Below are 9,926 nucleotides of genomic sequence, written 5' to 3'. Positions count from 1 at the left end.
GAAGCGTTAGCGAAGTACCGAAGCGAAGCGTAGTGCGGAATGCCCCGACCCTTGCGCAGCAAGGGGCACGCCCAAAAGAAAAAAACAATTATTTTACTCGCTCTGGATTTTGAGCAATGAAGCTATGCCACGAAGAATAAGACTTAGCCGAAGTAACTCTCTTTTGATTAAAAAAATGACAGACCGCAACAGCTATGGCATCGGATGCATCTAAGTATTCAGGCGTTTCTATTTTCTCTAACATAGAGCAAAGCATTTTCAAGACCTGTTCTTTACTTGCATTACCGTTACCTGTTACGGATTGCTTTACTTTGCGTGGCGCGTATTCGTAAATGTTTGTCAAGCCGTGATTCAAAGCCGCAGCAATTGCTACGCCCTGCCCTCTGCCTAAATTTAGCAGTGCTTGTATGTTTTTGCCATAAAAAGGCGACTCTATTGCAAATTCGTTAGGTTTATATTCCTGCAACAGCTGGGATACTCTCTGATAAATTTTTTGTAACCGTTGTATGTGCGATTCAGCTTTGTTAAAACGAATAGCACCATATACTAATAGCCGCATCGTTTGATTACCTTCAACCTCAATCACCCCATAGCCCATAACCTGCGTGCCTGGGTCTATACCCATAATCGTTTTTGCCATGATTTTTTACAAAGATACAAAAGCTTTGTATTTTAGAGTTATGAAAGAGAAAGGTTGGGTTGGTAAACTGAGGAAAAGAATAGAAGATCAACGGACTTTTTACCGATGGTCTATACTGATAGGGACTGTAATTGTTACAGTGGCATTTATGCCTCGTAAGAACGTATGGGACTTATCTTTTCAAGAAGGTCAGCACTGGAAAAGTAAAGACATTATCGCTCCTTTTGATTTTGCTGTGGAAAAAGACCCCAAAGAGTTAGAAACTCAAAGACAAAAGTTTGAAAAACAAATTCTAAAAACTTTTGACCATGACTCCACAACTATGTTAGAAAAAATAGAATTATGGGAACAGATAAAAAGAAGTTATCCTAACCTTTCTGCTTTACCTAACTACGGCATCAACCTAACTAATGCAGAATACGAGTACTGCACAAAAGAAAAAGATTTTATCGCTGTTATAGACAAGATTATTCAGGAGTACCGCAAGAATTTGATATTTATAGACCAAGATAAGTCGGATATCCTGCAATCGGAGATTATTTTGAGAGAAAAAGACAAATACGAAGAGATTATACATTTACAGTATGCCATAGATAGAAATGAGAAAGCAGAATGGCTCAAAAAACATATTGCGCTTGAAGCCAAGAAATTGCATGCTCATACTCAAAGCGCAATATTCAAGATTTTAGATGTTTTGATAGTGCCTAACTACCTTTACAATAGCTTAATATACGAAAAAGAAAAAGCCTCTGTGTTAAGTGAAATTTCTATTGTTAGTCATAAGGTTAGACAAGGTCAAGCTATTATCAAAAGAGGCGAGCTGATTACTCATGAAAAGTATGTGATGCTCAAATCTTTTCAAGAGGAATTAAAAAGACAAAGATTAGCTAAAAACTTTTTTGCAGTGATTATTGGTCAGTTTATTTTGGTTGCTACAGGAGTATTGGTAATTTATATTTACTTGTTTTTTTTCAACAAAGAAGTTTTAGAAAGGACAGACAAACTGCTTTTTTTATTTATTGCTTTTACTTCCGCTTTGGTTACTTTGTCTGTTTTTGATGCATACGAACCTTATATCCGACAGCATAGTCCTTTTACGTATTATGTTGTACCTTTGTGTATCATTCCAATTGTGATTACTACTTTTTATGACTCCAAGCTTTCTTTTGTGTGCAATGCTACTTACACTGCGACCTTAGGAGTAATAATTCAAGAGTATGAATTTTTGTTAGTTCAGTTTGTAGCAGGGTCTTTTGCTGCATTAGGGATTGTTAACGTAAAATCTCGCTCACAGTTCTTTAAGACAAGCATTTACATTTTTATTACATATATTTTGTGCTACTTTGCTTTTTTGCTTATCACAGGGGGAGATTTGAAAACAAATATCAGACCTATACTTCTCAATATCACATTAAACTCTTTTTTGACATTATTGGCTTATCCTATCATTTGGGCTATTGAAAAGATATTCGGTTTTGTTTCAGATATCAAACTTTTAGAGCTTTCAGATACTAATCATCCTCTTTTGAAGTTATTAGCCTTAAAAGCACCAGGAACGTTTCAACATTCTATGCAGGTAGCAAATTTAGCAGAAGCTGCTTCAGATGAAATTGGTGCAGATAGTTTGCTGGCACGTGTAGGTTCATTGTATCACGATATAGGTAAAATTAAAAACCCAAAGTACTTTACTGAAAATCAAAAGCAAGGCGAAAATCCTCACAAATATTTAAGTCCCGAAGAGAGTGCCAACATTATCATCAAGCATGTTGCAGATGGAGCAACTATTTTAAGGGAGCATCGTTTTCCAAAAGAGATTAGAGATTTTGTATATACGCATCACGGCACTACGCGCGTGGAAGCTTTTTATCAAAAATATTTAGAACAGAACAATGGAGTGTGTGCAAATGAAAGCTTATTTAGATACTCTGGACCTCTGCCCACTACCAAAGAAATGGTCATCGTGATGCTATCCGATTCTATTGAAGCTTCTTCCCGAAGCTTGGAAAATCCTACCAAAGAAGAAGTAACCGAATTAGTCAATAGAATTATCAAAAACAAACTTAAAGAAAACCAATTGATAGAAAGTAACTTGACCTACGCAGAATTAGAAACGATACGTAAAGTGTTTATAGATATGCTTTTGAACATTCTGCACGTACGCGACAAATATCCTACTTTTGAGGTTCAAGAAGAAAAATAAAAAATTCCTACCAAGTTTGAGAATAAGTTCTTAGTTTTGCAGCACAATTCAATTGGGTTATGTTTCAGTTTTTAGCTATATTGATAATGATTATTGCTGTACTTTTAATACTTGTAGTTTTAATGCAAAGCAGTAAAGGGGGAGGATTAACAGGTTCTTTTGGTTCTGCTACTGCGGCACAAATAATCGGAGTACGCAAAACAGTGGACTTTCTAGAAAAAGCTTCATGGACGCTTATAGCAGCTTTTTTGGTCTTATGCATAGCCGCGAACCTTGTTCTTCTTTCAAGTAAGGGAAAACCTACTTACAAGTCTAAAATCGGTAAAGCTGCTACTACTACCACCACACCTGCTAATAATAACACTTCTAATACTAACAATAAAAAATAAAGCCCGCGCTTTGTTGTTCAAAGGGCTAATAACCGTAGTTTGTCAGAATTTGTAGAGAACAAGTTTCTTTAACTGCGTTTGTCTATAAATAGTTTGTATCCAAGCAGTGTTTTTTTCCATGAATCAGGGCATAGATTTGTATCTAATTCTGTAACCCAAGTTTTTTGTGCGTAATTAAGTTTTAGGTAATTCAATCGTTCTACGGTAGTGTTTGCATATACTCGTGGAGTGTTTTTATCGTAATAAGCATTCATTAAAGGCGTCAACGCAGAAGGCGTGCGAGGAAATACTATTCTTTTGAAACTTTGACCATTATCTACCTCAAACAAAATAAGACTATCCACAGTGTATTGAGTTTTTTGATGCGATAGAATGTATAGCTCTTCATACCTTCTTCCCCAAAATTTGCGTTGTAGTAGTATATCGCTATCGTGAAGTTCTATTTTAAAATTACCATTACGATAGCTAGCTAAAATAGGGTGATGTTTCAGAGTCAAATCTGCACCTATACGTTTGTAGGGTTCTTGGCAAGATAGTTTTGAACAAAGTAAAATTACAATCATTATCCATCGCATATTCATCTAAATTTACAGCAATTTAGTCAAAAACACTTGAATTAGTCATAGAACTACTAACGTATTCAAAATCAATCTAAACAGTACCATAATTTCGTTTATTGGCAAGTAAAGTATTTTTTGTTCACAAACCTTGATAATTTTGCTTTTCAGAATAATATGAAAAATCCTTTTCAAAAAGGCGATAAAAAGTATTTTGAACGACATGTAACCGAAGCTCATATTGCAAAATTTGATACAGGTGTAGTACATCCTTTGTATTCCACTTTTGCAATTGCCCAAGATATGGAGTGGGTATGTCGTTTATTTGTACTAGAAATGTTAGAAAACGGTGAAGAAGGCATAGGTACGCAGCTCAGTATAGAACATATTTCACCTTGTCTGTTAGGTGAAGTTGCCCTGCACACGGCTACATTAGAGTATGTAGAAGGGAACACTGTATTTTGCTCTGTGGAAGTAAAGGTAGGAGAAAGGTTAATTGCCAAAGGAACTCAAACTCAAAAAATTATAGACAAAGCTCGTTTTAATCAGAAATTACAACAAATACAAAGTGCAACAAAAAAAGTATAGGCTAAATTTGTGCTACGGTTATTTATGCGGAGTGTACCTGCGAAAGTTATTTTGTGGTTAGTATTATTCCAAGCAATTATTTTTCTTCTTTCGTATTGGCACAAAGCAATTCAAAAAATATGCATTCCTATCAGAGATAACAAAGAATTTAAAATAGAGTTTTCAAGTGTACCTAAATTATTGGGAACTCCAGACCATGAAGCCATAGCTGAATCTGAAAAGACTAAACGAGAGTTAGAAAAACTGCAAGAGTTGGTCAAAAAAAGAAAAGAAGCCGATAGTTTGCATCAGCAAATCCAGAAAATTGAAGTAGATACTTCCGAAGAAGCAGAGCAAATAAAAATATACAATTATAGCAAAGATAGCATTTTTGCTTTGGATAACTTTTTTCAATCCCTGTATGATATAGAAACGGGTCAAAGTAAAAAGTTGGTACGAATTGTTCATTACGGCGATTCACAAATAGAAGGGGACAGAATCAGCTTGTACTTGCGAAAAAAATTTCATGCACAGTTTGGGGGAGGAGGACCTGGATTTATTCCAATTAAGGACATTTATACACCGCCCTCATACAATCGACAAGCGTCTGAAAATTGGATACGTTATACTATGTTTCATGATACATATATCAACAATCGTTATGGGTATGGGGGGCTAGTGTTTCGTTTTTCAAGCCCAAAAACAAACGACAGCAGTGTAAAAAAAGCATACATTGCTGTTTCAAGCAATAAATTTGGAAAGTACAACCGTGCCACTTTACTATGGGGCAATGTTGAAGCACCTTGCGATTTGAAGGTTACTATTGGTGATAGTGTGTATAAAACTCAACTTCCCGTTCAGCAAGAGTTTGGAATGGTTGCACACTCTTTTGCATCAGGAACACCGACAATAAGATACGATTTCAAAGCAACCAAAAGTCCTGATATTTACGGAATATGCTTAGATGACACGGTAGGTGTTCAAGTAGACAACTTTGCTTTACGCGGACACGGTGGGCAAGGAATTTTCAAAATAAATCCTGCTCATCTTAGCATGCAGTACAAAGCGCTCAACACAAAGTTAATTATTCTTCAATATGGCGCCAATGGAGTTCCGTATGTAGTGGGACCTGAATCGGCTATGCATTTTGAGAATTTCTTTTATCAAATGATTATGCTTATCAAGCAAGCCAATCCTGGGGCAAGCATTTTGATGATAGGTGTATCGGACATGGCACACAAAGTAGAAGACAGGTATCAAACCTATGAGGGGATAAAATTAGCAGTAGAGGCACAGCATCGGGCTTGTCAAAGGGCTGGAGTTGCTTTTTGGAACCTGTTTGAAGTAATGGGAGGTAAAGGAAGTATTTTTCAGTGGGCTAACCAAAATCCACCTTTAGCAATGTCTGATTTTATTCATTTTACTGAAAAAGGTTGTGCTTTAGTAGCGGATTTATTGTATCAAGCTTTGATGAATGAGTATGTGGCTTTTAAGAAGCGTATTATTGCTCAAAAGGTAGAGAAAATTCAGAAAAACATATACCAAGAAATTCAAACTTTACCACAGTAGAAAGCAGGATTGAGGTTTATTTTTGCAATAATTATTCAAAAGTTAGATTTTAATTATTTGGGCGTGCCCTTGTGGGCTTTTGCCCACAAGGTCGGCGTGCTACGGGCTATGTGCGGAATGCCCCGACCCTTGCGTCAGCAAGGGGCACGCCCAAAAATCAAATTATTTATTATAAGTCAGCAATAAAGTTGTAACTTTGCAGCAACATTGAGCATACTTAAACTATGGCAACTACATCAGATTTGAGAAATGGTATTGTTATTCGTTTTGAAGGAGAGCTCTGTGTGGTAGAAGAATACCAACATCGTACCCCAGGGAACTTACGCGCCTTTTACCAAGTAAAAATGCGCTCTATCCGTACAGGAAGAATATTAGAACATCGTTTTCGGGCTGGCGAAACCATTGATGTGGTAGATTTAGAAACTAAAAAACTACAATACTCCTACAAAGATGGGGACAGCCTTGTCTGTATGGATATAGAAGGGGGCACGTATGAACAATACTACATTCCAGAAAGACTCTTTGGCGAAAAAATTAAGTACCTCAAAGAAGGATTTGACGTAATTGTAGAGTTTGAAGGAGAAACCCCCGTAACCGCCCAAGTTCCTAACTTTGTAGACCTTGTAGTTACTTATGCCGAACCCGCAGTAAAAGGCGACACAGTAAATAACATTATGAAACCTGCTATTTTAGAAACAGGGGCTAAAATCAACGTGCCTTTGTTCATCAATGAAGGTGAAAAAATTAGAATTGACACTCGTACTGACACATACATAGAGAGAGTAAAAGATTAAAATAAGTTTGTATAAACTTCATTTATTAAACGAATTGTTCAAATTTTTGTTCATATTTTAGGAATTTATTGTAATTTCACTGCTTAAATAGTAACAACAATGGCAAAACCGATAGTATTAAAAGAAGAAGTAACCATACGTTTTGCAGGAGACTCAGGAGATGGAATGCAGCTCACTGGAACGGAATTTACTAATGCTTCCGCAATAGTTGGCAACGACTTAAGTACTTTCCCTGACTATCCTGCTGAAATTCGCGCGCCGCAAGGTACTGTGGCAGGTGTATCAGGCTTTCAGATCCATTTTGGTTCTACCGAAGTAGATACCCCTGGCGATATATGCAACGTTCTCGTTGCAATGAACGCCGCAGCGCTTAAAGCTAATCTAAGGTACTTAGAAACAGGTGGACTTATTATTGCTAACACAGACGGATTTGATGAGAAAAATTTAAGACTGGCTAAATTGGAAAAAAACCCATTAGAAGATGGAAGCCTAGACAAATACACTGTTATTAAAATTGATATCACTAAAATTGCCCGGACAGCCTTGCAGGACAGTGGTCTATCTACTAGAGATATAGACCGTTCTAAAAACATGTTTGTGCTAGGGCTTTTAATGTGGCTGTATAACAGACCTTTAGATGTTACTATTCGTAACTTAGAAGCTAAATTTGCCAAAAAGCCCGAAATTTTACAAGCAAACTTACGTCTACTACGTGCAGGATATGACTACGGCGAAACCACAGAACTCTTTACTACTCGTTATGATGTAAAACAAGCTCCTACAATGGAGAAAGGTAAATACCGCAATATTATGGGCAATCAAGCCTTAGCTTATGGCTTTATTGCGGCTTCTGAATTAGCGGGTTTACCTTTATTCTTAGGAAGCTACCCTATCACGCCCGCATCTGATATTTTACATGAACTTTCTAAACATAAAGCCTTTAATGTGCATACTTTTCAAGCCGAAGATGAAATCGCTGCAATATGTGCGGCTATCGGTGCTTCTTTCGGCGGCGCATTGGCTGTTACTACTAGCTCTGGACCTGGTATAGCCCTCAAAGGTGAAGCAATTGGTTTAGCTACTATGCTCGAACTGCCGATTGTAATTGTCAACATCCAACGCGGAGGACCTTCCACAGGTTTACCTACAAAAACAGAACAAGCAGACCTACTACAAGCCATGTATGGCAGAAACGGAGAATGTCCCGTAGTAGTTATCTGTACTCGCCAACCCAACGACTGTTTCGATGTAGCCATTGAAGCCTCTAGAATTGCTATTGAACACATGGTGCCTGTCATGCTTCTTTCTGATGGCTATATTGCTAACGGCGCTGAACCTTGGCTTATCCCTGATTTAAGTAAATATAAGAAAATTAAACCAAACTTTTTAACCGAACCTAATAGCCCTAACGGTAAACTCTTACCCTACAAACGTGATGAAAGATTCGTTCGCCCTTGGGTCTTACCTGGCACAAAAGGTTTAGAACACCGCATCGGAGGACTAGAAAAACAACATGAAACAGGTAATGTATCCTACGACCCTGAAAACCACGAATTTATGGTAAAAATGCGCCAAGCAAAAGTAGATAAAGTAGCCGACTTTATTCCTTTACAAGAAGTAGAACAAGGTCCAGAAAGTGGCGAACTAGTAGTATTAGGCTGGGGGTCTACTTTTGGCTGTATCCGCACTGCTGTACGTGAACTGAATAATCAAGGACACAACATAGCTCAAGTTCATCTTCGCTATCTCAACCCCTTCCCTAAAAACCTTGGAGACATACTCAAAAGATACAAAAAAGTTCTTGTACCTGAAATAAACAACGGACAATTAGTAAAAATTGTCAGAGATAAATTCCTTGTAGATGCTATTCCTTTCAATAAAATTCAAGGTCTACCTTTCAATGTTGTTGAAATGAAAGCAAAAATTCTTGAAGTATTAGGTAAATAACAACGTGTAACCTTTAAACAACAAAAGTACTATGGCAGAAGTGAGTACATTGAACCATACACCCACACTTACAGCGAAAGACTTCGCTTCAGATCAAGAAGTGCGCTGGTGTCCCGGGTGTGGGGATTATTCTATCCTAAAGCAGGTTCAAACCGTTTTACCAGAATTAGGGATTCCGCGCGAAAAATTTGCCTTTATCTCGGGAATTGGATGTTCAAGCCGTTTTCCTTATTACATGGAGGCTTATGGCTTACATTCTATTCATGGCAGAGCTACTGCTATAGCAGCAGGCTTGAAAATGATTCGCCCTGACCTATCCGTATGGATTATTTCGGGTGATGGGGATGCACTCTCTATCGGAACAAACCACACTTTACAACTCATTCGCCGAAACTTTGACGTACAACTCTTAGTGTTTAACAATCAAATTTATGGTCTGACTAAAGGACAATACTCCCCTACTTCCGAAGAAGGTAAAGTTACTAAATCTACCCCTATGGGTTCTATTGATCACCCCTTCAACCCTTGTGCCTTAGTCCTCGGCGCTGATGCAACCTTTGTAGCACGTTCTTTAGACCGCGACCCTAAACACTTACAAATGGTACTCAAACGAGCTGCGCATCATAGAGGCACTTCGTTTGTAGAAATTTATCAAAACTGCAACATTTTTAATGACGGCGCTTTCTTTGTCTTTACCGAAAAAGAAACTAAATTCCAAAAAGGAATCTATGTAGAACACGGCAAGCCCATGCTTTTTGACAATGGCAAAAAAGGTATCAAATTAGATGGTACTAAGCCCATAGTGGTAGATATGTCCGAAGCTTCTGTAAATGACCTATGGATACATGATGAAACAGACATAATTAAAGCTAATATCCTGACACGCATGTTTGAGGACCCTGATAAAACCGATTTACCTCGTCCTTTTGGTGTGCTATATGTCGCTAACCGACCTTGCTACGAAGATTTAATGAAGCAGCAAATTCAGGATGCTATTGAACAAAAAGGAAAGGGCGATATTACTAAACTTATCAATTCAGGGGATACTTGGGTAATTGCATAAAATAACACTTCTAGCAGATATTTAGTGAGGTTAGCGTAGTGCCGACCTCACTTTTTTATTTTCACGGGGACTAAACTTTGTGTCTTTTTTGAGTTAGGGAATAAATTTTATGGATTAAGTTTCTTTTTGGGCGTGCCCCTTGCTGACGCAAGGGTCGGGGCATTCCGCACTGCGCTTCGCTTCGGTACTTCGCTGCGCTT

General features: G+C 37.8%; 10 protein-coding genes. 8 read left to right on the top strand and 2 right to left on the bottom strand.

The window, feature by feature from the left end; translation table 11 throughout:
- Window positions 1-88: 88 nt before the first annotated feature.
- On the bottom strand, window positions 89-640 hold the full coding sequence (gene ruvC, locus NZ519_08625; protein MCS7028816.1) for a crossover junction endodeoxyribonuclease RuvC: 552 nt from the start codon (window positions 638-640) through the stop codon (window positions 89-91).
- Here ruvC and NZ519_08620 point away from each other — a divergent pair.
- Both NZ519_08620 and secG read left to right on the top strand, forming a co-directional pair.
- Window positions 639-2,840: an HDIG domain-containing protein gene (locus tag NZ519_08620; protein ID MCS7028815.1), complete on the top strand. Its 2,202-nt coding sequence runs from the start codon at window positions 639-641 to the stop codon at window positions 2,838-2,840. The genes ruvC and NZ519_08620 overlap by 2 nt on opposite strands.
- A gap of 59 nt (window positions 2,841-2,899) precedes the next feature.
- Entirely contained in the window at window positions 2,900-3,229 is a 330-nt protein-coding gene (gene secG, locus NZ519_08615) for a preprotein translocase subunit SecG (GenBank protein ID MCS7028814.1), read from the top strand.
- Window positions 3,230-3,297: 68 nt separating this feature from the next.
- Here secG and NZ519_08610 read toward each other — a convergent pair whose 3' ends face one another.
- The gene (locus NZ519_08610) at window positions 3,298-3,804 is read right to left on the bottom strand and encodes a hypothetical protein (protein ID MCS7028813.1); all 507 of its coding nucleotides are present in this window, start codon (window positions 3,802-3,804) and stop codon (window positions 3,298-3,300) included.
- Window positions 3,805-3,963: 159 nt separating this feature from the next.
- Here NZ519_08610 and NZ519_08605 point away from each other — a divergent pair, with 159 nt between their 5' ends.
- From NZ519_08605 to NZ519_08580, 6 genes are all read left to right on the top strand, one after another.
- Complete coding sequence (locus tag NZ519_08605; GenBank protein MCS7028812.1) at window positions 3,964-4,374, top strand: hypothetical protein; 411 nt, start codon at window positions 3,964-3,966, stop codon at window positions 4,372-4,374.
- A 24-nt stretch (window positions 4,375-4,398) separates the two neighbouring features.
- On the top strand, window positions 4,399-5,922 hold the full coding sequence (locus tag NZ519_08600; GenBank protein ID MCS7028811.1) for a GDSL-type esterase/lipase family protein: 1,524 nt from the start codon (window positions 4,399-4,401) through the stop codon (window positions 5,920-5,922).
- Window positions 5,923-5,993: 71 nt separating this feature from the next.
- Entirely contained in the window at window positions 5,994-6,116 is a 123-nt protein-coding gene (locus NZ519_08595) for a hypothetical protein (GenBank protein MCS7028810.1), read from the top strand.
- Between the two features lie 30 nt (window positions 6,117-6,146).
- Window positions 6,147-6,716: an elongation factor P gene (gene efp / locus NZ519_08590; protein MCS7028809.1), complete on the top strand. Its 570-nt coding sequence runs from the start codon at window positions 6,147-6,149 to the stop codon at window positions 6,714-6,716.
- A 99-nt stretch (window positions 6,717-6,815) separates the two neighbouring features.
- Window positions 6,816-8,663, top strand: a complete 1,848-nt coding sequence (locus tag NZ519_08585; protein MCS7028808.1) for a 2-oxoacid:acceptor oxidoreductase subunit alpha — start codon at window positions 6,816-6,818, stop codon at window positions 8,661-8,663.
- Between the two features lie 31 nt (window positions 8,664-8,694).
- Window positions 8,695-9,726: a 2-oxoacid:ferredoxin oxidoreductase subunit beta gene (locus NZ519_08580; protein MCS7028807.1), complete on the top strand. Its 1,032-nt coding sequence runs from the start codon at window positions 8,695-8,697 to the stop codon at window positions 9,724-9,726.
- The last annotated feature ends 200 nt before the right edge of the window (window positions 9,727-9,926 follow it).

It is taken from the genome of Bacteroidia bacterium (assembly GCA_025056095.1).
In the GTDB taxonomy this organism is placed as follows: Bacteria; Bacteroidota; Bacteroidia; order JANWVE01; family JANWVE01; genus JANWVE01.
Note: the sequence above shows the minus strand (reverse complement) of the source record. Positions and strands in the feature narration are given on the sequence as shown.